Raw genomic sequence first — 24,008 nt, forward strand, 5'->3', positions numbered from 1 at the left:
CTCGTTTAACTGCTCTTAGTTTGAAGATAGCAGCTTTCGCATTTTTGAAATAACGCTTGGACCGACAATTCGGCTTGCTACTCTTTTCAGTTTGCTGTTCATACGAACATGAATGGGCAGCCACGATTTTGCAAAATGGTGAATCGTAAAACTATTTCCTGTTATGTAGTTTCCTCCATTAATGTAGTCATAAGGACTGAAAAAGGTTCTTGGATAAAAGGTCACACCATTTGGTAACACTTGAAATTCTCCGTTCAAAATCAATCCATCTTTTTTACTGAGTTCCGTAATGACAGACGTATTAGTTGTCATATCAAAATTGCCACCAGGCAGTAAAAAACTTCTTCTGGCATAATCTATGAGCAGCTCCTTTATCCATGGATGCCCTTTGACCGCCCCCATCGTGGCTGACTGAAGATAAGTTTCATCTTCAAACCCGGAAAAGGCCTCATGTTGAAGAAAAGAATCAAGTGGCTTGAGTACCTCAACATCCGTATCCACATAAATTCCTCCGAGATGAAATAAAGCATGTAGTCGCACATAATCACTTACAAATGCATATTTCCCAGCTACATAAGCCTCTTTCACATAACGGTTTGAGTTGAGATCAAAATTATCCTCATTCCACTCTATTATGGTGTAATCGCTAAGATGCTTTTGCCAACTATCCATGCATTTTTGAATTTTTTTTGATTTCTCTCCACGCCCAAACCAACAGTAATGCAGTATACGAGGGATTTTTTCGATGTCTCCCACTACTGAACCTCCCTTAAAATGGCCATATTAAATATTTACTTGTATAACGAATATCCAATATAAGAACGTTCTCGAAATAGAAGTATATGAAATATAAAACAAGGATAGTTATATACATAAACTTCTGGTCTTTAGGACGAAATAATTTAACTAGCCAGCCTAAAAGAATAATTTGATATAAACAAAAATAGAGGCTCATTCTCGCGAAAATCCAATTTTGCGTAGAAATAATCATAAGCACAAAACCAACCATCGTAAGATTAACGATGACGTCGCTCTTCGGAAAAAGCTGTCTAAGTTTCTCTCTGCCAAAGAAAGCGATTAAGAGTGGCACTGCAAGTACAATAACTCGAAGATAGTTAGCTCCGCCTTGATTAAAGCTCTCATATTTTCCATATTGCGTGTTCTTAATAGTTGCAAATAAAAGCTCAGAAAACTGTTGAAAGCCTATGACGACCAAGACAGCTAACAACAATAAAAAAAAAGTCATTCCAGTCCAAGCCTTACGTCGAACGATAAAGTATAACGGGATCATAACTAAAGCACTTTGATGTAAAAAGGATGCGAAGAGAACAACCAGCATAAATGTTTTCCATTTGCCATCTAAAAGAGATTTAGTAGCTGCAAATATGATTGCAGCAGCTAGAAATTGTCTGACGCCATTCATAGAAACGATAAAGGCTCCAGAAGTAATATAGATGTATAAACTAAGATCCAATAATCTAGAATACTTGTAGAGAACGATAACAATTAATACGTTTGTAAAAAACGCTGTTACAAATATTAATATTTGTGGATCATCTGAGATTTGTTTCAGCAGCATTTGCAAAATATTGAATCCTACATCCTTGCGTTGAACAATAGCATTCCAGCTGAAATCTTCAACCTCATAAGCATGCATATAAAAAAAAGTATCTCCGATGTTGTTTCTCAAACCGGCTACAATCGCGAGTGTTAATGCAGCACCTGCTGCCAATAGCTTATTGGGCTGAATAATGGACGATCCTACACTTGTCGAAGTAGCGAAATAACGTGCAAATAAAGCACAAAGAAATACGACCAGTAAGCTAAGCCATAGGATATTCATTTATTTTTCCTTTTTGAGAGATAATCCCTCTTGTTTTAAATGAGATATAGAAGTAAAGAAGCAGACCCAGTGGAATTGCCAAAATCGAAAGCCCTTTATTAGGAACTTCTTTTAACCAATTTTTATTTTTGGAAATTAAACTGCTTGAAATATAATGAATAGCTTGACGATAGCGAAACGCTAAACTGCTAAATGGCAACTTCATTAGTTCCACACGATAGAAAGCAAATCCCTTAGGATTTTTACGGTACTGAGTCAGCATATTTCTTGTTGAACCATCAGGCATGTATTCAACGACGCACAAAATCTCGTGGAGAATAAGCAGCTCATTACTTTTATCCAAAAGAAGATATTTCCAGTTTAATCCTACATACTTCTCACCCTCGAAGAGCGGATATGGATTTTCTCTCATTAGCGATGTACGATATACTAGCTTTTTATCACCGGCTACCCCATGCTTATAATATAAATCGTATAAAGTAGAACTCTTCAAATGCTTAGGTAACTCCGTCCCTATAATCTGCCCGTTTTTATAACAATCAAGGGCAATAAATCCACAGTATTTATCATTTCGGTGTTCCTCCCAAAATGATTCGATGAGTTCTACTGCATTATCAGTTAAGTAATCATCCGAATCGATACAAACATTAAGCTCCGTTTCCATATGCTCATATGCTGTATTATGGGCTCCATGCATACCTTGATTCTGCTGTTTAAAATATCGAATTGGCACTAAATCTTCATTAATCCAATCATTGACGAGTACCTCAGTATTATCTGTTGAACCATCATCAATGATAAGCCATTCGAAATTTTTCGATGTTTGACGCTGCATGCTTTCATACAATTGATGTAAACAATAGGCTCGATTATATGATGGCGTAAATACAGTTAATAATTTCATTTGGCACCTCTTTTACACTAAGGATTACGTTATTGAACTGCTAATTGTAATACCCCTAAGTTATCTTTTGGCTGTTCCATCCATGGCTTATATATTTCACTTAGTTCATGCGCTACTTGCGGTAATGAGTATTTTTTTACAATATCTGCGCTGGTAGCCCCCATCCGCTGCCTCAGCTCCAGCGATTCACTCAGCTTCCTTAACCGGTCAGCAAATAATTCCATATCGGTTGGCTCCAGCACGAATCCATTCTCGCCATCTATAACGAGCTCTGAATGCCCTCTATTCCGCGTGGCAACAATGGGCAGCCCGCAGGCCATGGCCTCCATTAAATTGACGGGCAATCCCTCACGCAGACTGGATGCTACTGCGACGTCGCACATGGGCAGCAGCCGGTCGATATCTGTCCGATAGCCAAGAAAATGGACCATCGATCCAACTCCTAATCGCTCTGCCAGAGCCTGACTTTCCTCAAGCAAAGGCCCTTTACCTGCCAGCAGCAGCCGTCCATGCGGTACCGCCTCTTTAATAGCGGCCAACGCGTGAATGAGCAGTTGATGGTTTTTGTTTCGGTTAAATTCAGCAGCATAAAACATAAGGAAGTCGTCCGTGCGATAATCGAGCTCCTGACGCAATCGCCATTTATCAAGCTTTTGCAAAGGCTTAAAATGTGTTGTATTTACGCCAACACCATGAACATGAGCGATCCGCTTTGCTTTAAATTTTTTGGTGACAGCGAGCTGATAATCCTCTGTATTGATTGTAATTAAGCAGTCCGTCATGCTGGATAGCCTCTTCTCAATTGGATAATAAAGCATCCAGTTCAGGAGCGAGCCACCTTTGCAGAAATGAAAACCATGTGCGGTATAAATAACTTTTGTTCCTTGTTTTCTCGCCGGCTGTGCCGCGAGTCTTGCAAGCACGCCGCCCATTGGCGTATGGCAATGAATGATATTATAATCCTGCTGCTGAATAATTGCCTTCAGCTCTCGGTATGCTTTGACATTGTTGGAATGGAACGGTGAACGCTCAATGGAAATATTAAACTTCCGGTCAACAAAAGGGAGCTCCAGCTCGCCCTTTGCGGCGATATGGACCTCCCACCCTTGCTGCTTAAACCATTCGAGAACAGGCATATGAAATGCCTTGAAATGATAATCAACCGTTGCGCAAAATAAAATTTTATTTGGCATGCTTCTACCATCCTATACTAGAATTATTTTCTAGCAGATTCTCTTTCAACCATTTGCGATAAATAGTTTAATAGCTCATAACGCAAATCCTCACGCTGAAGAGCAAATTCAATCGTCGTCTGGATAAAGCCCATTTTCTCACCCACATCATGACGCTTGCCTTCGAATTCATAAGCGTATACGGCTTCCATTAAGTTTAAAGCAGCGATCGCATCGGTCAGTTGTATTTCTCCGCCCGCTCCAGGCGATTGATTGCCGAGAATGTCGAAGATCGCCGGGTTCAAAATATACCTGCCCATAATCGCCATATTCGATGGCGCCAGCTCCTTGGATGGCTTCTCGACCAAATGTCTAACCCGGTGGAAGGATTCTTCCATAAGAGTGCCATCTACAATTCCGTAGCGCGATACGGCTTCATCCGCCACACGCTGCACGCCGATAATCGAAGTATGATACTCATCATATTTTTCGATCATCTGCTTTATACAAGGCTTCTCCGCTGAGATAATATCATCCCCAAGCAGTACGGCAAACGGCTCATCGCCAATAAATTTGCGGGCGCACCATATGGCATGCCCAAGCCCCTTCGGCTCCTTTTGGCGAATATAATGAATGTCCACCATATCCGCTGATTTGCGCACTTCACTTAATAAATCGTATTTATGTTTGGCAGTCAAAATTTGCTCCAGCTCAAGTGAGTTATCAAAATGATCCTCGATTGCCCGTTTTCCTTTACCCGTTACAATAATAATGTCCTCGATGCCTGATTCAATCGCTTCTTCCACAATATATTGAATAGTTGGCTTATCGACGATTGGCAGCATTTCTTTTGGCATCGCTTTTGTTGCTGGGAGAAACCTTGTACCCAGACCAGCAGCTGGTATTATCGCTTTTCTAACCTTCATAACTTTTATGCAACTCCTTCTTTTTTTAACCTGTTACTGATGCAAATCCAGGAAGCTCTACGACATTATTCGCTAGATCCAGCAGCCTTGTACGCAATTCTGCTTTGCTCATTCCCCCGTGCAGGGCAATAATTTCTTCAATATGTTCAAAATAAATCTCGGATGATTTGCCTATGTAGATTTTTGGATAAACCTGCTTTTCATTGATTTCATCATCCTTAAGCATTTCTTCGAATAGCTTCTCGCCTGGGCGAATTCCTGTGTACTCAATGCCGATTTCCTCGACCGAGTAGCCCGACATCCGAATGACATTTTGTGCAAGATCGGTAATGTTAACCGGATCACCCATATCGAGGACAAAGATTTCACCGCCTCTGGCAAGTGCACCAGCTTGAATGACTAACCTTGAAGCTTCAGGAATGGTCATAAAATAGCGAACCATGTCCGGATGTGTAACCGTTACGGGTCCTCCCTTCTCTATTTGCTTCTTGAACAGCGGAATAACGCTGCCGCGGCTGCCCAAAACATTGCCGAATCTTACCGCTACAAATTTGGTATTGCTGAACCGGTCCATATGCTGAATGACCATCTCTGCAATCCTTTTTGTCGCACCCATAACGCTGGTTGGATTAACCGCCTTATCGGTCGATACCATGACAAACGTATCCACGCGAGCTTGGCTGGCTGCTCTTGCCGCATTCAAGGTTCCCATTACGTTATTTTTGAACGCTTCCTCTGGATTTCTCTCCATCAGTGGAACATGCTTATGTGCTGCTGCATGATAAACGACCTGCGGACGATGAGCTTGCATAACGGCCAGCATTTTATTTGCGTCTTGCATATCGGCGATTTCTGTCACAAATTCTATTTTTGTATGTCCGTAAAGCTCTTTCAGCTCCATCTCAATGGAATAGATGCTGTTCTCTCCATGTCCAAGCAAAATAAGCTTCTCCGGTAAAAACCTCGAAACCTGCCTGCACACCTCTGATCCAATCGAGCCCCCAGCGCCTGTTACCATAACGACCTTCTGAGTGACGTAACCTGAAATACTCTCAATATCGAGCTCTACAGGCTCACGCCCCAATAAATCCTCAACCTGAACATCACGAAATTGACTAACCGACACTCTGCCCGTAGCCAAATCCTCAAGCATAGGAATGATTTGTGTTTTTGCTCTTGTTTTAGCGCATTCGCTAAAAATCGTGTTGAGCTGTTTTTTGCTCAGTGAGGGTATCGCAATAACGATATTGTTAATCTCATAATCAAGCGCTACCTTCACAATGCTTTCAACCCCGCCCAACACCGGAATGCCCATAATATCTAGATTGTGTTTGTTTACATCGTCATCTATGAACGCAGTTGGCAATAGCTCCATATCATTGTTGCTAAGGAGCTGACGGGCAAGCATCGTACCCGCAGAGCCAGCACCAACAATTAACGTGCTTTTGCGCAATCCAGCAGTTTTCTGGTAGCTGCCACGGAAAATTCTCCAGCATAACCTCGATCCTCCGATTAACAGCATATGAATCATCCACGTCACGGCCAGCAGCCTGAAAAACACATCCTGCATCACAATTTGCTGAATAATCGCTGCTGCAAAGATCGAGAAGGATACGGCCTTTGTTATAATCAATAGCTCCCCTACACTCGCATATTCCCATGCCTTCTTATACAAATTGTAGTAGAAGGAAAAGAAATGATGGCTTAACAGCAAAGTAATTGAACTGATTACAATGGGCGCAGTCACCACATCAAGTGAAGCACTTAGCAACAACCTGCTAAAAAAAATGGCGGTAAAAACGATAATGGAGTCGATTAAAATCAATAAAGACAATCTTTGTCGATACGTCAAAGAACATTCACCCTTTCTTCAGATATAGAAAAAACAAACGAAATTATTGGCTTAAGAGAATCAAGCTTAATATCTCTGCTACACTCTTAGAGTGTTTAACTAAAAGGCTTTATCCAAAACCATTTAGTTAAAGACTCTAAAATCGAGTCCAGGGGCATCGAACCCCGCCTCACACCACACTCTTGACGACTCGCGTCTAAGGTTTTTTTGCAACCCACAGTATGGCCGAGTGCCTCCATTGATAACGGTGAGGAGACATTACCGAATGAAATTGCCTTTACAAACACTTAATGTGCTTTATAAAGAACAATAGTCCGTAAAAAAAGCGCTATCCGATTGATATCATCAAACGCTCTACTTATTTAGTATGACACCCAATATATTAGCTTTTGCAAACAACAATGCACGTTTCGCTTCCAGAGCATGCTCCTGCTGTGTTTTCCCATGTTTTAAAAGCAAGAGTACGCCGTCACATTTGCTTACCAGCGCATTCGTATCCGGAACGCCAAGAACCGGCGGGCAATCCAGCAGGACCATGTCATAATGCTCATCTGCAAATGCCATTACATCTACCATAAGCTGTGAATCGAGCAGTTCTGTCGAATTATAGAGACGCTGCCCGCTTGGCAAAATATCTAGTCCTTCGACCTCCGTATTATAAATCGCTTCACGAATTTCGAGCTGCTGCCCTAAAACATTCGACAAGCCTGGCGAGGTTTGTACATTAAAGATTTTGTTTATGATTGGATTGCGAAAATTTGCGTCGATGATCAGCACTCTATCGCCACGTTGTGCCATACAGACTGCTAAGTTGACTGCCGCTGTCGATTTCCCTTCACCCTCTGAGGGCGAAGTGACCAGTAAAGAACGCACCTTGCTGCCGCTCGCTGCATAATGAATATTGTTGCGAATGGTTCGATATTGCTCCGAAACGATGCCATGCGGATTAATATAAGCGAGTAAGCTTTTGTTTACATAAGACTTTGATACCTTTTGCCGCTCACGAACCAATCGTCTCACCTCTTACAGAAATGCTTTTTTGTTTTTTCAAACGACTGCTAGCATAATCTTTTCGTTTAATTTTATTAACTTGACCAAGCATCGTTAGGCCGAGCAGCTCTTCCACTTCTCGTTCTGATTTGATAGAATCATCGAGTGAATCTAGCAGGAATACTAACCCTACGCTCAAAATCATGCCAAGCAAGAAGGCAATGTACACGATACGATTGCTTTTTTCATTAATCGGGAAAGGATTTTCTTCTGCCTTCGTCAACAATCTGATGCTCGTAATTCCAAGCACTTCCGATGCTACTTGCCTGTAGGTTTCCACTGCTGTATTCGCGATCTCAGCTGCAAGCCTTGGATCGGTATCCATAACAGAAACTACGGTAACAAGCGAGGCATCTACACTGTCTACTCTAATTTGGCTTCGTAATGCTGCTGCCGAAAGATTAAGACCGAGCTTTTCAATTACCTGATCCAAAACGATTGGCTCTCTGAACAATACCCTCACTGTGCCCATCATATCCGAGGAAGCAGCCACGATCATCCGCGTGTTTGATACATACATTGGCGTTTCAGGCTTTGAATTAAAGAAGCCTGCAGCGACTGTAAAGAGAATAGTAATGACCATGACTATCCACAGACGTTTTTTTACCGTGAGAAATAATGCTTTGAGATTTATTTCTTTAATCTTCACTCTGTCTTGATCATGATGCGATGCTTGTGAATCCTCCAGCCGTTTACCTTCCATTTGCACACCTGCTTACTATGTTTGTTATAAAGAACAATAATACAATATTAGTTCTTTATATAGAACATGTCAATACACTTTCCCGACTTTTTATTCCATGTCAGTTATCGATATGAAGAATAATAATATTTGATGATTTCTTTTTGTCAGCAGAGTAGACATTCGTCTCCGTTCTGCTTTCCTTCCACATATTTGAACGGATCAAGTCTTTTAGTGCTTGGAAATCACCCTTGCTCATACCTTCATCAACCGCATTTTTAATAATGACTCGCCATTCCTCATCCAACGTTTCATCCATATGAATCTTTGGTAAATGCTCTTCTCCGAGTAAATATTCAATGTTTGAGTCTAGTGGAGCTGCTATTTTTGCCATTACCTGAAGAGATGGGTTATTCTGCATATTGCGTTCAATGTAGCTCAAGTAGGACTTGGATACGCCCGCTAGGTCAGCAAGCTTCGTGATCGAGTAGCCCTTTTTTTCCCGTAGACTTTTAATCCGTTCCCCTATCATAATATTCTCCTTCGGCCAGTTTAGATCTAAACGTAAAGCTGAACAAAAACAACACAAACTAACACTTTATAACAGACAATATGTATATTTTAGTTCTTTAATGAGAACAGGTCAATAGCATTCCATTTTTTTATATGCAAAGAAGCAGCAAAGATGTACAATTTTTGCAAAAGCAGAAGCTGTAAATATTTATTGAAAGGGAGATTATTTATGATATATTCGCTTAAATCGATAGAGTGGATAGCGAAAAATGACCTTATCGATCATCTATTGCAACAAGAAGATAACTTAGCCATTTCTACAATGGATCAAGGTTTTGAAGCTGAGGTGGTAAAGATCACTTTGGAGCAAACAAGCTATGTATTAAAAATATGGAACAAGGACTCCAGACCTGATGTTAGTTTCCAGTTTCATTTATTGAATGCACTCTTTGACCGTGGATTATCCGTGTCGAAGCCTATTGGCTGGGGGATGAACGCTAATGGCGAAAAGGTATTGTTCACATCGTTTGACGGAGCAGCCGTTAAGAAAGTAAATAAAAAGAAAATGTCCGATCTTGCGCTCCTACTAGCAAGTATCCATCAAACTCCAGTGGAAGAGCTCTTACATGTACAGCTTCCAAAGTATGACTTCATCGACTACTTTTATTCTGCCATAAAAGAACATCCCGATTTATTGCTCGCATTAACACATTTTTTGAGTATGACAGAGATGAATCAAGAACAATTGATACACGGTGATTTTCATTTAGCAAATATACTCGAAAATAATGGAAAGTATACCGTCATTGATTGGACCAATGGGCAGTTAGGCGACATAAGGTATGATTTTGCATGGTCGTTCGTTTTAAAGAGCATTTATGTGTCTGAACAGAATGCTTCTGCATTTCGTACTGCTTATCTAAAAACAAATCCAATTTCACAAAATGACGTTCAGCTTTTTGAAGCGATCGCATGCCTCAGATGGATATTGTACAGTAGGCATGAAAAAGTGCCAAAGGGGACAAATACCCTTGATACAATAATGAGCTTAATCACTAACAACCCTTACTTGAAAGAGCTAGATTTATACGATTTTTCAAAAAAGATATAAAATTTAGTTGCACAACCCTTCACAAAACACGCAAAACAAGGCTGAACAAGACGAAGCCATGTTCAACCTTTTTTGCTGCCCTTCTTGACTCGCACTTCCTACTGTCCATGCACAAACTTTTTTATTTCATGTACTATTTATTCCTTTCTCGTTCATCCAACTATAATTACCCATTTTTATGAACGTCAATAAAAAAAGATCTCCTCACTACGGTATATAACCGTAAGAGGAGATCCTTTTCATTTATCCAATAAGCGAAATCAAGCTTTTAAATTCCAGCTCTTCAAATTTGAGCAATACGGTTTCGCGTTCATACGCCCAGCAGCAGCCATCAAGCTCTGCGGATACTGGCACATCACAGCGAATTGTCGCTAAATCACGGGATAGATGCAGCATATCAAGATCCGCTTCAATTTTCACTCGGATAGTTTTGGATACCGCCTCCAAATTAGCAAGCAAGCCCTCGATTGAACCATGCTCTTGAATAAGCTTATGTGCTGTTTTTTCTCCGATACCTTTCACGCCTGGATAATTGTCCGCTGTATCTCCCATTAACCCTTTGATGTCGATAATTTGAATAGGCGTAAGTTGGCGTTCTTCCATTAGCGTTTCCGGCGTATACACCATGTAGTTCCCGATGCCCTTCTTCATGATCGCAACCGATACCCGGTCGTCCACCAGCTGAAGCATATCATGGTCACCCGTCACAACAAAAATTTGCGCTTGATCCTTAAGTGCAGCAGCAAGTGTTCCAATGCAGTCATCCGCCTCATATCCTGCGATCCCAATATTCGGTACACCGAAGCTGGCAACAACTTCTTTCACAAGATCAAACTGAGGAATTAGATCCTCTGGCGCAGACGGACGATTGGATTTGTAACCATCATACTGCTCCGTACGAAATGTCGTGCTTCCCATATCCCAGCAGCATACGACATGGGTAGGATTAAACGTATTGATTGCATCCATGAAATACCGAACAAAACCATGTACTGCATTAACAGGTACGCCTGCACTTGTTTTACGAACGCTTCCTCCGAATGAAGTAGCGAAATAAGCCCGAAATAAGATTGCCATCCCATCAACCAAAAGTAAACGTTGTTCACTCATCGTTATAAAACCCCTCTCAAACATATAAAACTATTATTTATATTTATTGCCCACGAATAAATTTTCCAATCCGCCCCGCAGCTTCCTTCAACCGTTCTTCGCTTTCAACCAGCGCTATTCTTACATAACCTTCACCCTCGGAGCCAAAAGCTTCCCCAGGCACAACGACGACACCCGTTTGACGAAGCATTTCCTGGGAAATTCGCCTGGACGTCCACGACTCGCTAAGCGACCACTGCATAGGAGGAAGCTGCGCCCAAACGAACATTGTTGCCCGAGGTGCAGCAACATCCCATCCTTCTGCACGAAGCGCTTCAAGGAATGTATTGCGCCGCTGCTCATAAAGCTTTCCTGCCTTTGGCTTCTCTACATTTGCTATCGCTTCCTGAAGTGCAACAATTCCTGCCTCTTGAATAGGATCAAACACGCCGTAGTCAATATTCGCTTTCAGCTCGCGGAGAGCGGCGACTGCTGCTCTATTTCCAGCCAAAAAACCAATTCTGCAGCCAGCCATGTTGAAGCTTTTGGACAAAGAATGGAATTCAACCGCATGATCGATTGCACCCGGTACCTCAAGAATGCTTGGCGGCTCACAGCCTTCAAATCCCATCTCGGAGTATGCAAGATCATGAACGACCAATACGTTATGACGCTTTGCTTTATCAATCAATCGCTCAAAAAAGGAGATGTCCGCTATTGCAGAAATCGGGTTGTTCGGGTAATTGAGCAAAATAAACGTTGCCTGGTCCCACTCCGAATCCGGTATTGCCTCCAGATCGGGCATAAAGCCATTCTCCTCGCGCAGCGGCATCAATACAGACTCCACTCCCGCGAGCGCTAATGATGCAGCATAGATCGGATACCCCGGATTAGGCAGCAAAACGATATCGCCAGGATCACAAAGCGCCATGGCAAGATGGGCAAGACCGTCTTGTGAGCCAAGCAGTGTTACGATCTCGTCTCCAGCATCCAGCTCCACGTTAAATCGATGCTGCATCCATTTCGCTGCATGCTCTCGAAATGGCAAGCCGCTTTTAATTGCTGGATACGAGTACATATCACTGCGCAATGCCGCTTCACTAAGCGCCTGTCTAACGGCGGGCGAAGGCGGCTGATCCGGATTTCCGATGCCAAGATCAATAATATCAAGACCGCTTTCCACAGCTGACCGCTTCCACGCTGCAACTTCTGCAAATATGGATGATCCTAGCTGCGACAGCCTCTTGGAACGCCATTTGGTTTGTGACATACGTCCATTCACCCTTTTCCATTGTTCCAAACTTGTTCGTATTGTTCTTCCTTATATCCAACAGTAACCGTCTTGCCATCCGTCACGATAGGCCGTTTAATCAGCATGCCGTTCGAAGCAAGCAAGTCATATTTCTCATCTTCAGACATGTCAGCCAGCTTGTCCTTCAAACCAAGCTCCCTGTACACATCTCCAGATGTGTTAAAAAACTTTTTCAGCTCCAGACCGCTGTTTTTGACAATCTCCTTTAGCTCCGCAGCTGTAGGTGTTTGCTCAACAATATTTCTGGATACGACATCGTTGCCCTTATTTTGCAGCGATTTAAGCGCTGAGCGGCATGTACCGCATTTTGGATATTGAATGATAGTTAGTTCCTTTTGTTTCGTCATCCTCTTGTTTCCTCCAGCATTGGGCTGACTAGTCCCATTTATTTTGATAGACTCCGTTCTAATCGTTCAAGCTCAGGCGGCAAATCCGCACGCCATTCCATCCATTTTTTTGTAATTGGATGGGTAAAGCCCAGTATCTCGGCATGGAGTGCTTGACGACCGACTGCATCCTCCCACTCTTCCTCCACACCTTGCTGAGTACCGTACATTTTATCTCCGATAAGCGGGCAGCCGATATGCTTCATATGAACGCGAATTTGATGCGTCCGTCCCGTTTCGAGCTTTAAGCGCACAGCCGCTGCGGCAGGCTTGTCCGATGTAGAGTCATAATGTGCAATCGTCTCATAATGCGTAATAGACGGATAACCCTCCGGCGTGACGATGCGAACATGCGGCTGGTCTGGGTCACGGTCAATCGGCGCATCCACCGTTCCAACAGCTGGCTCAGGGCAGCCATAAACATATGCGCGGTACAGCTTTAAAATACCGTTTGCCTGCATTTGCTCCGAAAGCTGTTGATGTACATAGGAGGTTTTTGCAATCGCGACAAGTCCGGATGTTTCTTCATCAAGGCGGTGGACAGGACGGAAACGCACCTTCTCTCTCGCCTCTTGCCAATGGTAGACGATACCATTAGCAAGCGTCCCCGTGTAATGTCCATGGGTCGGATGGACGATCATCCCAGCTGGTTTATTTACGATTAGCAGATCCTCATCCTCGAATACGATCTGTACCGGAATAGGCTGCGGCAAAATATCTTCAGAAATTTCCCGCTCCATGCGTACGCGAATGATATCGCCCGCTGCAACAGGAGCTGTCGTATAGGCACGAATCTCGTTTACAGTCAGTCCATGCTCCGTTTGCTTTACTTGCGAGAGCAGCTTGCGTGATACGCCCAGTTGACGCTCCAGCACCCGCCGGACGGTCATTCCATGCTCTGCCTCGCTAACCGCAGCCACTAGCGGGCGATAATATAATAATTCTAGTCTATCCATCATTTTTTCGGCTTCCGAAACACTTCTGCGCTGCGTACATATTCCGTATCTGATACGCCAAGCTTCGCATTTGCAACTCTAGCAGCGGCGAAGAAAAAATCGGACAATCGATTCAAATACGTTTGTACATCGGCATTAATCGGATGCTCCGCTGCAAGCGTTACAACGCGGCGCTCTGCCCGGCGGCATACCGTTCGGCATACATGCAAAACAGCAGAAACAGAGCTTCCTCCCGGCAAAATAAACCTCGTGATTTCCGGTGCCTCTGCCGTATATTGGTCAATCCATTCTTCCAGACGTTTAGACGGCTCTGCTGATATTTTTAGAGGCGCGCCTTCAACGGCGTAAGCAAGATCTGAGCCGCAGTCAAACAACTCCTGCTGAATATCAACGAGCCAAGCTGCCATTTCTGCCAGATCTTCATGTTTGGCAGCTTCCGCTGCTGCCTGCCCTACAAAACAATTCAATTCGTCTATGGTACCATATGCCTCAACACGAACATCATCCTTGCGCACGCGGCCGCCAATTAAAGATGTCTGACCGCTATCGCCCGTTCTTGTGTATAGTTTCATCGGCCTTGCCTCCTTTTTTCATCCATTACTCTCTATTCATGCAAACAGCAGGTCGGATAAGCTCCTGACCTGCTGTTTATTAAAGGCGCTAGATTAGCCTTCTTGCTTCAATCGATGTACAAAGCCGCCTATTCGCTCAAGCGCTTCGGTCAGATTCGTGACAGAAGTTGCATAGGAGCAGCGAAGATGGCCTTCGCCTCCGAGACCGAATACATCTCCTGGAACAGCTGCAACATTCGCTTCGTCGAGCAGACGCTGCGCAAACTCCTCACTTGATAAGCCAGTCGATACGATCGATGGGAATGCATAAAATGCACCCTGCGGCTCATGGCAATCGAGTCCGATTTCCCTGAATCCTTTTACGACAAGACGCCGGCGCTGATTATAAGCCTCCACCATGCGGTCCTTCTCTTCTAAGCCATGTTGAAGTGCTTCAAGCGCTGCATACTGTGCCATAATCGGCGCGCACATAACGGTATACTGATGAATTTTTAGCATAGCTGCAATAAGATCAGGATGGCCGCAAGCATAACCCATCCGCCAGCCTGTCATCGCGAAAGCTTTCGAGAAGCCGCTCACAAGAATGGTACGATCCTTCATCCCCGGCATTGCAGCAAAGCTTACATGCTTCGAACCGTAAGTAAGCTCCGCATAAATCTCATCGGAAATAACAATAAGATCATTCTCTTCCACTAGCTTTGCAATAGGCAGCCAGTCCTCATAGGTCATAGTTCCGCCAGTAGGGTTGCTTGGATAACATAAAATAAGTACTTTTGATTTTGGCGTTATAACGGCTTGAAGCGACTCTGCCTTCAGCTTAAATTCATCCTTGGCAAACGTTTCAATACCGACAGGTTTTCCTCCGGTAAGCGCGGTTATTGGTGAATAGGAAATATAACATGGCTCAGGAATCAAAATTTCATCGCCTGGCGCAATAAACGCACGAAGTGCAAGATCGATGGCTTCACTGCCACCAACGGTTACTAATATTTCGTCCGCTGGGTTGTAAGGCACGGCAAATTGATCGTTTAAGTACTGCCCGATTGCTTCCCGCAGCTCTGGCATTCCCGCATTTGACGTGTACTGCGTTTTCCCCATTTCAAGCGCATATACAGCGGCTTCCCGAACATGCCATGGCGTCACAAAGTCGGGTTCCCCTACTCCTAATGTTATAACATCCTTGCGCGTACTGACCAAATCAAAAAACCGACGGATTCCCGACGGTTTGATGCCCCGAACGAGCGGTGACAAATAATCAGCCATCGATTGACGCTGCAAAGGTGTGGAGGGTTGTTTCTCTTCATCTTTAATCATTGCCATCACCCTTTTTTCACGGCGAAACCATCAACCGATGATCACCTTCATGCTCCTCGAAGATAATGCCGTCTTGTTTGTATTTTTTCAAAATAAAAAATGTTTTTGTCGATAATACCGCGTCAATAGGCGATAGTTTATTCGATACAAAAGAGGCGACCTCTTTCAACGTTTTTCCTTCAACCTCAACGAGCAAATCGTATGCTCCCGACATCAGGTAGACGGATTTTACTTCTGGATATAAATAAATGCGCTCAGCGATTCCTTCGAAACCGCGACCGCGTTCTGGTGTAATTTGTACCTCAATAAGTGCAGTTACCTTCTGGTCGTCAATCTTGCTCCAGTTTACGACTGTCGCATACTTCACGATAATATGGTCTTTCTCTAGCTCGGCGATGGCTTGCTTTACTTCCTCGGTTGTTACGGCTAACATGGTTGCGATCAAATCTGCATCTCTGCGCGCATCCTCCTGAAGCAGTTCAAGCACTTTCAACTGTAATTCGGTCATTGTATAACTCCTTCCAGTACAACTGCAATTATAAAGAATATTTTACAACGTTTTTGTTTCTCGCGCAATCAAAGCATAAAAGGCTGAAGCCTTTATTTTGGCGGCTTCAGCACTTCTCGCGGAGAAATATTAGCATGATATGTAAAAGCTGCTTCTGCTTGCTATTCCTTATAAAAAGGAAAGACCCCAAAGGGGTCTTTACATGTAATGCGTTTGTGATCCTTGTTGATATTGGCCGGACTGCTGCATTTGCGGCGTATACATTGTTTGGTTTTGCTGTTGCCCAAGGTTTTGCTGTAAAAACTGGCTCGTTTTTTGTTTGGTTTGCTGATATTGCTTAGCCTGCTTGTCCAGCTCCTGACGCAGCGCAGGCGAGGATGTATTGTACATATTCGCTTGCTGCATCTCCGTAAACAGCTGGCCTTGCAGTGCCAACGTGCTGTCTGTCAATTTCGTAAACAGCTGGCGAATATCAGGACAAGTAGACTCTGTTGCTGCTGTTGCATATTCACGAACAACTCTTTTCAAATCGCTAAGGATCGTGCCTGCCAAATCTTCCTCAGTCAATATCGATTGCTTTTGTTGTTGCTGCATTATGATTGACCTCCTAATCTTCTTTTAAAATCCTTCTTATTGTTGAGGCTGTGTTGGAGCCATTTGCTGATGGTGCGAAATCGCATGCAGCAAAGAATCATAGTGCTGCTGATGGGTTTGAATCATTTGTGAGCATAAATTTCTAAGCGCTGGTGTAGTACCGGTAGCAACAAGCGTTGCACATTGCTTAATTAATAAATCCTCGTTGGACATAGAGTCTGCAATGTACTCCAGCTCTTTTGCCGTCATTGGCTGCATCATTTAATCATCCTCCTCTAAACTTGGTCCAAAATTACGATTTGATCCATTTATTTCGTGCCAAACGTATTATGAGCTAAATTTCCTTTATTTATGTGTCAATATTTAAATCGAAATTGCCGGTGTGAATTAATTGGAAATCCACCTCTATAATTAACTGATCGGGCTTTGGCAGCCACTCCTTACTTTTGCATGCTTGCTGCCAATAAGCTTGATGGTAACGGTACAGATGATGCTCCAGTTGAAAGAAACTAACTTTCTTCTCCAGCCCCTTGCGGAACGTATCTTCCATCTCCTGCTTAATCCGCGCTTTAACTGACGAAACAATTTCATGTTCCTGTATAACGCCATCCATTTCTGCGACATTCCCGTCTACTCGCATCTTTAATGTGAAAATGGGCTTGTCACCTTTAAAACTCACATCCACACTCCCTCTGGATGAAACGACAGCGATTGCCGCTTTCCCTTTTTCCCCTTGCGCTTTGAGCAGAAAATGCTTGAATTCAGGATCTGCCCATCTTAGCCCTGTGGCTTCAGGCTCCGTAAGATAACCGAGATATTTAAGATCTTTAAATATAAATATCCCTTCGATTAACTGGATTTGCAGCGGTTGTTTCTTTCTTTTCCAGTATTCTTCATTTGCATTCAAAGCAGGGAGAGTAGTGACCATGGAGGGTTCATTCAGCGTCTGTACCGCCAGCTGCAAGGAATAAGGACGAATGAAGCTTCTCTGGCTGTCGAGAGGGCCCGGCATATACATAATGCTGTTAAGCGGTGATTGATCAAAAAAAGTATCGCTAGTAAAAATTTTTTCAATCGGAGCTTTGGTTCCGAAAAGCAGCGACGTATACCGCGATGCCCGCTGACGATTCACCCCGTCCATGATGTCAGCGATTTTGCTCATCGCTCTCTCCTGTACGATCACGGTTTTTAAATGCTCCAAGCTCAAAATCGTTTGGCCAGAGCGAGCCAGGTCATTTAGAGCTAGCAATACGGTATCTCCCGACCCTTTTCCGATCCAAACCGGATTTGGATCAGGCTGAAGCGATTCTGTTTTTGCAATTAGGCCAAATTTAATCGTTTGGGCATAAATATCGTATTGTCCGTCCTTATAATCGATGCCAAATGCGGATATATAGCTCACATCCGCCAAGTTAACTTCATCCCAGCAGCCTTGCAGCAGCAACGACATAAACACGATGCCTGCCAGTGCAGCACACTTTCTAAGCTGTGTTCCCTGCTTTGTAATCCATACAAAGAGCATCATTTATTCCTCCTCGTACTCTTAAGCTTCCATGGCATTTGTATAAGCGCTGGCAGCAGCTCTTTTAAGCGCATAGGTGCAACTGGGTATAAGTAAGAGCGTCCAAATGATTCTAACGTGCACAAATAGATAAGTACCGCAAAGGAGCCGACAAAAAAACCGAAAATGCCCAGCACAGATGAGCAGATAAGGACAAGGTAACGGATGATGCTTACGGAGCCGCTTAATGACTGATTCACGAGAGTAAAGGTTGATACCGCCGTTACCGCGGCCATTACGAGCATCGTTGGCGATGTCATGCCCGCACGGATTGCTGCATCTCCAACGATCAATCCGCCTACAACAGAAACGGTTTGGCCTACTGCCCTTGGAAGTCTTACACCGGCTTCCCTGAACAGCTCGAACATGGTCAGCATCAGAAACATTTCCATCGTTGCCGACAGCGGCAATCCGATTCGCGACATCGTAACGGTTGCTAGCAGCGTAAATGGAATCTGATCCGTGTTGAATGCTGACAGCGCTATCCAAAAACCTGGCAAACAAATAGCTAATACGAGTCCTACGAGCCTTAACAAACGTTCTAATGAAACATAATAAAAGGGTAAATGTGCGTCCTCTGGTGATTTGATGAGCAGCAATAAGTTTCCTGGAGCAATAAGTGCAGATGGCGACCCATGGAGCAATATTGCTACCTTGCCTTGCAGCAAGGATTGAACGACATAATCAGGCCGTCCTACAAATTCAACGAGTGGAAATAAAGATAAGCGGCGGTCGGATAAAAGCTCCTCCAGTTGACTTCCTCCTACTAGAGCCGGAATATCGATATTGTCCAGTCTCCTTCTAGCTTCTTTAACAAGCATGGGATCGGCCTTGCCCTCCATATGAAGCAAAGCGACCTCCGTTAAGGACTCGGAGCCGATTTTTCGATACTCTACATGCATATCTGGTGTTTTTAGCCTCATGCGGACTAATGCAACATTCGTTGAAAGCTGTTCGACGAACCCGTCGCGCGGTCCTCGAATCGATACTTCAAGCACCGACTCCTCTGGTGTCCTTCCAGGCTGATTAGCGATGTCAAATTCAAACAATCCTTCGAATTTAGCAAAGGACAATATGACACTGCCTGCAAATAGGCGTGCAAATACGTTGCTGTCAAGATCCCCAGACTGAATTTTACTAAATAACATGCTGGGCTTATGTTTTTCACCTGTATCTGCGTCTGGCACCGTTCTGAATTGCTCCGCCCATTTCTCCAATAACGGCAATAAGCCTAGCTGCAATTGTTGGTTGTCGATTAATCCATCGCAATAAATCAATGTCACTTCCATTGGACCGTCAACGTCGAGTGTCAGATTATATTCAATAACATCATGACAATCCTTCAATATGTGTTTTAACTGATCCAACGAAATATCGTTTTGATCGATCTCACTATTATGCTCGTCATGAATCATAACTGCTCTGCCTCCTCCGAGCCGATAATGGCTGTTCTTTTTTTATCACCCTGTTTTTTTCTAAACATAGACACGATCCAAATTACGATCGTTAAGAGCATGACGACAATGCCGGTGTACTGAAATGCAGCATGTAATGCCGTCCTTACCTGAATCATATTTTTGATGCCAGCGCCCGAGATGACCAAAATGATCACGCCGAGCACAGTAGGTGATATCCACTTCTGTTTTAAACGGCGCAGCGGCCAAAATTCTGACAAAATGTGAATGGATATCGATAGACGAATAAGTGCGCCTGACATCCACTGAAAAATTGCAAAAAAATCAACATGCTCAAAATATTTCCCGATGGAGACCAGTCTCCATTGCGAAAAAGCAGGGTACCGCATTTTATCAGCTTCAACAGGGCCGAATTCTACAATCGCGCCCATTACCGGACCAAGTGTCAGCAGCGATAAGAACAAAACAAGCACGATGAAATGCCATCTTTTAAATTTTCCATGGATATGATGCTGGATGAACATGAACCCAAAAAACTCGCAAGACGAAGTCAACACATAATAAATGCCTTTCATGACCGGGCTCATCCCATTCTCGAGCATAGGCAGCAAATAGTGATAATCCTTGTGAGGCATGTTCGCAGACATGACAAAATCGCCTAACAATACAACGATCGGCAATAATATACAGCTAACATAAGCAATGGTCCGCAGCCCTGAGACTGATGCAAACATACAAAGACCTAAAAAAATAGTACAAACCACCATGGAGGGCGTATTGGGCAAATAGGTTGTCGCAGTCCACGAAGCTGTAATAATAAGTGATTCAAAAGCAATACTCAGCTGTACCAGCAGAAAAATACTAATAATTATCCAAGCCAAAAACCGCGGCATAAGCTGTATGAGCCATTGATCAAACGGAGTTCCATCCATTCGCTTTAATATTCCATAAAAAGGAAACAAAACCCAAGGAAGGACGATTACAAGGCCAAAAATAACAGAAATCCATGCATCGCGCTTAGCAGCATCAAGCAGCAGCGGTACAACCAGAACATGATTTACAAGTCCAACAGACAAAACCATCATTAACATAGAGGGTAAAATCCCAAATGGTTTCACTTTCATAATCTTGTCACTTCCTTCCAAAGATAATGTTTCCAGATCTATGTATCTAAATGCATCCTGTCAATCTTTTATTTAAAGAGAACAAAAAAAAACTATGCTTAAGCCGTCTACTGGCTAAGAGCATAGTCTTCTTTCCTACGGAATATGAACCGTCTTCACATGATCAAAATGTAAAAAAACGGGGTTTCCACTTACAGTCGCAAGCTCAATCATGCTTTGATCGACATTTTTCAGAACGCCGATTTTATTTGAATTCTCGCCGAGATCAAGCACGACGAATTCGCCGATTAATTTACGAAGCTGTTGATCAAAAGTTCTTGCAAGGGTTAGCGGGGATGGCTTTAGAGGGAATTGTTCCGGTGTTAACGTGTATGGTGTTACGTTAGGACTGTACGGAATTAAATATTTCATATGGTGGAGAGAGATGATCACCGTATGATAAACAGGAGAATAGAAGACGAAAAAATCATTCATAACGGTGGTCAAATAACCATGAATAGACTGATTACCTGTAATATAAATTTCAGAGAACATACCTTTCGCGTTCATCAATATTTTTCGGTACGAGACGGGCTCATTATAAGGCTCGAAAGGCATTTCCGGTACTTCATATATTTCTTCTGCTTCTTCTTTACGAGTTGAAAGACGAAGCTGCTGCAGATGAATAAGCGGGATATACAAAAATTGTGTTCCATTATGCAGCACTAATATATCCTGACCAAACTCGATCAATTTACCTCGTATAGGCGCTACTTTCCCTGAAATCTCCAATTCGACCTGCTTATCCAACAGCGGATGACGGTTTTTCATGCAATTAACCTCCTTTCATCCGGATAGATCGCGTAATCGGGCAAAAGCTCTACCTTTTGCCCGACAGGCCATTATGATTTTTTTACTGAACTGCGAGTTGTTTTTACGGCAGCCGCATTTGCATTACTTTTTCCACCGCTGCGATTGCCTTGTGTTTTGTTTTTATTGTTGTTTTTGCTGTCGCTTTTGTTTTCGTTTTTGCTGTTGCTTTTGTTTTCGTTTTTGCTGTTGCTGTTGGCGTTGCTGTTTTTATTTTCGTTTTTGTTATTGTTGTTTCCGCCAGAACGGTTGCTCGCAGCTTTAATCGATTTGATATGGTAGTTCTGGATTTGCATAGCTTCTTTACCGGAAACGAGCAGAATTGAGTTGTTTCCTGCTTGAGCAATGAAACCTTCAACCTTCTCAGGTCCGCCAGAATTAAGCTGTACGAAGGTTTGATTCAGGGCACGGATAACGCCATTAAAATTGCTTGCATTAATAACCGCTGTGCTGCCACTGCCGCTTCTATTGCCTTTGCTGCCGCTGCTTGTATTGCCGGCTCCTGCCTCCGTAACACTTTTAACATGGCTAGTTGCAATATACACGACACCTTCACTTGTGACTAAAACGAGATAGTCGCTTTTTACAGAATGAAGCTTGCCTTGGAGTGATTCCGGTCCGCCGCGATTAATTTTTGCATTTTTGCCTACCATCGTTTGTAAAAAATTATGATCCTTGTTTCCACTCTTGTTGCTTTTGTGGCTATTGTTATTACTAGCAACCGATTGACCAGCTGAATAACCATTGTTGTACCATAGACTCATAAAAAAATCCCTCCGATAATTTCATTGTTTGTTGTTCAAAGCCTGTCTTCAAATACGCCCTTACGACCTATTCACTTCCCATTCATTACTCTGTTGCTTTGCATCCTCCTTTTCCCATTCACTCCATCTATCATGAGTTACGAAATGTAATATATTAATATGTATACCGTATGGAAGTGGTACTAGATTGCTATCTATTTATGAGAGATTGAGCAATTCCCCTATAAATAATAGAGTAGTATAATTATAGATTTTGAACTCTACTGGTTCAGATAGGGAAGCTTTCCATTGTGATCATTAGGATTGAAAACATTCATGACCAAATAATCGTGACCATCTGGGCATTAGCTGAATAGAGTATTAAGATCAAAACGCCTATCGTGCAACGGTAGGCTTTATCTTTTGCTTCGGGAGATGGTTAGATGGTTGCTGAAGTCTTGCCGACACGTTCCATACGCATGAATGCTTCTGATTTCCACGAGATACAAAGCGATGCTTGGGGGCGTTCCTTCAAACCGGCACAGCTCGAGATGGAGGGACAAACCTATACTGCAGAGTTTGGCCTGCGGGGAGGACATACACGTAATTATTCCAAAAAATCTTATGAAGTTCGGCTTGAAAATGGCAAAACATTTCATTGGAATGCGGAATATGACGATCCTTCCATGATGCGGAACGCACTTTCCTTTTACTTTTTCAATAAAATTGGTGTGCCATCCCCTCAAACCAACCACTTCTGGCTCATAATAAATGACGTGCCTCGAGGCGTTTATTTGGAAATCGAAGCGGTAGATCAACTTTTTTTCGAAAAAAGGGGCATTGGCTGCCGTTCTCTTCTCTATGCCGTCAATGACAGTGCCGACTTCAGCTTAACCGACCCTGTCTCTAAAGGTACGAAAGCTTCGTTATTTGATGGTTATGAATTGAAGCTGGGAAAGACGGGGACAAAAAAGAGGCTCGTATCGTTCGTTCGAAATATCAATCGTTTGTCTGGCAGTAAACTGAATGAACATCATGCCAAACGCCTTGATGTATCACAATATTTATTATGGCTTGCGGGAGCTGTATTGACAGGAAATTACGATGGATTTGATCAAAACTATGCGCTTTATGAGCATAGCAAAAGTGGGAAATATCGAATCATTCCATGGGATTACGAGGGAACCTGGGGGAGAAACTGTTACGGAAAGCCTTGCGGCAGCGATCTCGTCCGTCTTCAGGGCTACAATACGCTGACAGAGAAGCTATTTACATTCCCATCGTGCAGACGAAAATATAGAGCGATCATAAAGAAACTGCTGTTATCCGCATTTACTGCCGAGAAGCTGGAACCCGTCATTTCACAGATGCATGCACAGTTATCTCCGGCTATTCGCAGCGATTATACGCGAAAAGCGAGCTATGACACCTTTTTAGCAGAACCAGCCTTTATTTATAACTACATTGATGAAAGACGCAATATATTGCAACAATCATTACGGGAATGGTTATAAACCACTCCCGTATGCTGA

General features: G+C 43.2%; 25 protein-coding genes. 2 read left to right on the forward strand and 23 right to left on the reverse strand.

The window, feature by feature from the left end; translation table 11 throughout:
* Positions 1 to 15 precede the first annotated feature (15 nt).
* The 9 genes from AB4Z50_RS11570 to AB4Z50_RS11610 form a co-directional block, all read right to left on the reverse strand.
* A complete protein-coding gene (locus AB4Z50_RS11570; protein WP_441878976.1) occupies positions 16 to 756 on the reverse strand; it encodes a glycosyltransferase family 32 protein in 741 nt (246 codons plus the stop codon).
* A gap of 13 nt (positions 757 to 769) precedes the next feature.
* Entirely contained in the window at positions 770 to 1,843 is a 1,074-nt protein-coding gene (locus AB4Z50_RS11575) for an EpsG family protein (protein WP_441878978.1), read from the reverse strand.
* Entirely contained in the window at positions 1,824 to 2,747 is a 924-nt protein-coding gene (locus tag AB4Z50_RS11580) for a glycosyltransferase family 2 protein (RefSeq protein ID WP_441878980.1), read from the reverse strand. The genes AB4Z50_RS11575 and AB4Z50_RS11580 overlap by 20 nt, the downstream gene beginning before the upstream one ends.
* Positions 2,748 to 2,776: 29 nt before the next feature.
* Positions 2,777 to 3,940 carry a glycosyltransferase family 4 protein gene (locus AB4Z50_RS11585; RefSeq protein ID WP_441878982.1) on the reverse strand — a complete coding sequence of 388 codons (1,164 nt, stop codon included), beginning with the start codon at positions 3,938 to 3,940 and terminating at the stop codon, positions 2,777 to 2,779.
* Between the two features lie 23 nt (positions 3,941 to 3,963).
* A complete protein-coding gene (gene galU / locus AB4Z50_RS11590; RefSeq protein ID WP_076267867.1) occupies positions 3,964 to 4,845 on the reverse strand; it encodes a UTP--glucose-1-phosphate uridylyltransferase GalU in 882 nt (293 codons plus the stop codon).
* Between the two features lie 25 nt (positions 4,846 to 4,870).
* Positions 4,871 to 6,697 (reverse strand): polysaccharide biosynthesis protein, encoded by a 1,827-nt coding sequence (locus AB4Z50_RS11595; RefSeq protein WP_441878985.1) that lies wholly within the window; start codon positions 6,695 to 6,697, stop codon positions 4,871 to 4,873.
* 354 nt (positions 6,698 to 7,051) lie between these two features.
* Positions 7,052 to 7,708, reverse strand: a complete 657-nt coding sequence (locus AB4Z50_RS11600; protein ID WP_441878987.1) for a CpsD/CapB family tyrosine-protein kinase — start codon at positions 7,706 to 7,708, stop codon at positions 7,052 to 7,054.
* Complete coding sequence (locus AB4Z50_RS11605) at positions 7,698 to 8,450, reverse strand: YveK family protein (protein WP_339207718.1); 753 nt, start codon at positions 8,448 to 8,450, stop codon at positions 7,698 to 7,700. Before AB4Z50_RS11605 ends, AB4Z50_RS11600 begins: the two co-directional genes overlap by 11 nt.
* A 100-nt stretch (positions 8,451 to 8,550) precedes the next feature.
* Complete coding sequence (locus AB4Z50_RS11610; RefSeq protein WP_076267870.1) at positions 8,551 to 8,961, reverse strand: helix-turn-helix domain-containing protein; 411 nt, start codon at positions 8,959 to 8,961, stop codon at positions 8,551 to 8,553.
* A gap of 270 nt (positions 8,962 to 9,231) precedes the next feature.
* Between AB4Z50_RS11610 and AB4Z50_RS11615 the strand changes: the two genes are divergently transcribed.
* The gene (locus AB4Z50_RS11615; protein ID WP_441878990.1) at positions 9,232 to 10,053 is read left to right on the forward strand and encodes a phosphotransferase enzyme family protein; all 822 of its coding nucleotides are present in this window, start codon (positions 9,232 to 9,234) and stop codon (positions 10,051 to 10,053) included.
* 243 nt (positions 10,054 to 10,296) lie between these two features.
* Here the strand turns inward: AB4Z50_RS11615 and AB4Z50_RS11620 are convergent, their stop codons facing one another.
* The 14 genes from AB4Z50_RS11620 to AB4Z50_RS11685 form a co-directional block, all read right to left on the reverse strand.
* On the reverse strand, positions 10,297 to 11,163 hold the full coding sequence (locus AB4Z50_RS11620; RefSeq protein ID WP_430057621.1) for a 5'-3' exonuclease: 867 nt from the start codon (positions 11,161 to 11,163) through the stop codon (positions 10,297 to 10,299).
* Between the two features lie 43 nt (positions 11,164 to 11,206).
* Complete coding sequence (locus tag AB4Z50_RS11625; RefSeq protein ID WP_441878992.1) at positions 11,207 to 12,412, reverse strand: aminotransferase class I/II-fold pyridoxal phosphate-dependent enzyme; 1,206 nt, start codon at positions 12,410 to 12,412, stop codon at positions 11,207 to 11,209.
* A gap of 8 nt (positions 12,413 to 12,420) precedes the next feature.
* Entirely contained in the window at positions 12,421 to 12,801 is a 381-nt protein-coding gene (locus AB4Z50_RS11630; protein ID WP_076267876.1) for an arsenate reductase family protein, read from the reverse strand.
* Positions 12,802 to 12,839: 38 nt separating this feature from the next.
* Positions 12,840 to 13,799 (reverse strand): RluA family pseudouridine synthase, encoded by a 960-nt coding sequence (locus AB4Z50_RS11635; RefSeq protein WP_441878995.1) that lies wholly within the window; start codon positions 13,797 to 13,799, stop codon positions 12,840 to 12,842.
* Positions 13,796 to 14,368, reverse strand: a complete 573-nt coding sequence (locus AB4Z50_RS11640; protein WP_441878997.1) for a cob(I)yrinic acid a,c-diamide adenosyltransferase — start codon at positions 14,366 to 14,368, stop codon at positions 13,796 to 13,798. The genes AB4Z50_RS11635 and AB4Z50_RS11640 overlap by 4 nt, the downstream gene beginning before the upstream one ends.
* A gap of 93 nt (positions 14,369 to 14,461) precedes the next feature.
* The gene (locus AB4Z50_RS11645; RefSeq protein WP_441878999.1) at positions 14,462 to 15,682 is read right to left on the reverse strand and encodes an aminotransferase class I/II-fold pyridoxal phosphate-dependent enzyme; all 1,221 of its coding nucleotides are present in this window, start codon (positions 15,680 to 15,682) and stop codon (positions 14,462 to 14,464) included.
* Positions 15,683 to 15,698: 16 nt separating this feature from the next.
* On the reverse strand, positions 15,699 to 16,190 hold the full coding sequence (locus tag AB4Z50_RS11650; RefSeq protein ID WP_076267879.1) for an Lrp/AsnC family transcriptional regulator: 492 nt from the start codon (positions 16,188 to 16,190) through the stop codon (positions 15,699 to 15,701).
* A gap of 198 nt (positions 16,191 to 16,388) precedes the next feature.
* Positions 16,389 to 16,784: a spore coat protein gene (locus AB4Z50_RS11655; RefSeq protein WP_441879001.1), complete on the reverse strand. Its 396-nt coding sequence runs from the start codon at positions 16,782 to 16,784 to the stop codon at positions 16,389 to 16,391.
* A gap of 36 nt (positions 16,785 to 16,820) precedes the next feature.
* Positions 16,821 to 17,045 carry a hypothetical protein gene (locus tag AB4Z50_RS11660; protein WP_339207707.1) on the reverse strand — a complete coding sequence of 75 codons (225 nt, stop codon included), beginning with the start codon at positions 17,043 to 17,045 and terminating at the stop codon, positions 16,821 to 16,823.
* A gap of 88 nt (positions 17,046 to 17,133) precedes the next feature.
* Positions 17,134 to 18,306 (reverse strand): Ger(x)C family spore germination protein, encoded by a 1,173-nt coding sequence (locus AB4Z50_RS11665; RefSeq protein ID WP_441879003.1) that lies wholly within the window; start codon positions 18,304 to 18,306, stop codon positions 17,134 to 17,136.
* The gene (locus AB4Z50_RS11670) at positions 18,306 to 19,760 is read right to left on the reverse strand and encodes a spore germination protein (RefSeq protein WP_441879005.1); all 1,455 of its coding nucleotides are present in this window, start codon (positions 19,758 to 19,760) and stop codon (positions 18,306 to 18,308) included. Before AB4Z50_RS11670 ends, AB4Z50_RS11665 begins: the two co-directional genes overlap by 1 nt.
* Positions 19,757 to 20,884 (reverse strand): GerAB/ArcD/ProY family transporter, encoded by a 1,128-nt coding sequence (locus AB4Z50_RS11675; RefSeq protein WP_441879007.1) that lies wholly within the window; start codon positions 20,882 to 20,884, stop codon positions 19,757 to 19,759. Before AB4Z50_RS11675 ends, AB4Z50_RS11670 begins: the two co-directional genes overlap by 4 nt.
* A gap of 135 nt (positions 20,885 to 21,019) precedes the next feature.
* Complete coding sequence (locus AB4Z50_RS11680) at positions 21,020 to 21,694, reverse strand: DUF2642 domain-containing protein (protein WP_441879009.1); 675 nt, start codon at positions 21,692 to 21,694, stop codon at positions 21,020 to 21,022.
* Positions 21,695 to 21,765: 71 nt separating this feature from the next.
* Entirely contained in the window at positions 21,766 to 22,497 is a 732-nt protein-coding gene (locus AB4Z50_RS11685) for a hypothetical protein (protein ID WP_441879011.1), read from the reverse strand.
* Positions 22,498 to 22,919: 422 nt separating this feature from the next.
* Between AB4Z50_RS11685 and AB4Z50_RS11690 the strand changes: the two genes are divergently transcribed.
* The gene (locus tag AB4Z50_RS11690) at positions 22,920 to 23,990 is read left to right on the forward strand and encodes a CotH kinase family protein (protein ID WP_441879013.1); all 1,071 of its coding nucleotides are present in this window, start codon (positions 22,920 to 22,922) and stop codon (positions 23,988 to 23,990) included.
* Positions 23,991 to 24,008 lie beyond the last annotated feature (18 nt).

It is taken from the genome of Paenibacillus sp. 2TAB26, assembly GCF_052115145.1.
In the GTDB taxonomy this organism is placed as follows: domain Bacteria; phylum Bacillota; class Bacilli; order Paenibacillales; family Paenibacillaceae; genus Pristimantibacillus.

Coding starts and splice junctions, on each gene's coding strand:
- galU (WP_076267867.1), bottom strand. CDS start 4,845: ATGAAGGTTAGAAAAGCGATAATACCAGCTGCTGGTCTGGGTACAAGG.
- AB4Z50_RS11630 (WP_076267876.1), bottom strand. CDS start 12,801: ATGACGAAACAAAAGGAACTAACTATCATTCAATATCCAAAATGCGGT.
- AB4Z50_RS11610 (WP_076267870.1), bottom strand. CDS start 8,961: ATGATAGGGGAACGGATTAAAAGTCTACGGGAAAAAAAGGGCTACTCG.
- AB4Z50_RS11685 (WP_441879011.1), bottom strand. CDS start 22,497: ATGAGTCTATGGTACAACAATGGTTATTCAGCTGGTCAATCGGTTGCT.
- AB4Z50_RS11675 (WP_441879007.1), bottom strand. CDS start 20,884: ATGAAAGTGAAACCATTTGGGATTTTACCCTCTATGTTAATGATGGTT.
- AB4Z50_RS11580 (WP_441878980.1), bottom strand. CDS start 2,747: ATGAAATTATTAACTGTATTTACGCCATCATATAATCGAGCCTATTGT.
- AB4Z50_RS11650 (WP_076267879.1), bottom strand. CDS start 16,190: ATGACCGAATTACAGTTGAAAGTGCTTGAACTGCTTCAGGAGGATGCG.
- AB4Z50_RS11635 (WP_441878995.1), bottom strand. CDS start 13,799: ATGATGGATAGACTAGAATTATTATATTATCGCCCGCTAGTGGCTGCG.
- AB4Z50_RS11645 (WP_441878999.1), bottom strand. CDS start 15,682: ATGATTAAAGATGAAGAGAAACAACCCTCCACACCTTTGCAGCGTCAA.
- AB4Z50_RS11575 (WP_441878978.1), bottom strand. CDS start 1,843: ATGAATATCCTATGGCTTAGCTTACTGGTCGTATTTCTTTGTGCTTTA.
- AB4Z50_RS11605 (WP_339207718.1), bottom strand. CDS start 8,450: ATGGAAGGTAAACGGCTGGAGGATTCACAAGCATCGCATCATGATCAA.
- AB4Z50_RS11665 (WP_441879003.1), bottom strand. CDS start 18,306: ATGCTCTTTGTATGGATTACAAAGCAGGGAACACAGCTTAGAAAGTGT.
- AB4Z50_RS11655 (WP_441879001.1), bottom strand. CDS start 16,784: ATGCAGCAACAACAAAAGCAATCGATATTGACTGAGGAAGATTTGGCA.
- AB4Z50_RS11690 (WP_441879013.1), top strand. CDS start 22,920: ATGGTTGCTGAAGTCTTGCCGACACGTTCCATACGCATGAATGCTTCT.
- AB4Z50_RS11680 (WP_441879009.1), bottom strand. CDS start 21,694: ATGAAAAACCGTCATCCGCTGTTGGATAAGCAGGTCGAATTGGAGATT.
- AB4Z50_RS11620 (WP_430057621.1), bottom strand. CDS start 11,163: ATGAGTGAACAACGTTTACTTTTGGTTGATGGGATGGCAATCTTATTT.
- AB4Z50_RS11585 (WP_441878982.1), bottom strand. CDS start 3,940: ATGCCAAATAAAATTTTATTTTGCGCAACGGTTGATTATCATTTCAAG.
- AB4Z50_RS11670 (WP_441879005.1), bottom strand. CDS start 19,760: ATGATTCATGACGAGCATAATAGTGAGATCGATCAAAACGATATTTCG.
- AB4Z50_RS11660 (WP_339207707.1), bottom strand. CDS start 17,045: ATGATGCAGCCAATGACGGCAAAAGAGCTGGAGTACATTGCAGACTCT.
- AB4Z50_RS11640 (WP_441878997.1), bottom strand. CDS start 14,368: ATGAAACTATACACAAGAACGGGCGATAGCGGTCAGACATCTTTAATT.
- AB4Z50_RS11625 (WP_441878992.1), bottom strand. CDS start 12,412: ATGTCACAAACCAAATGGCGTTCCAAGAGGCTGTCGCAGCTAGGATCA.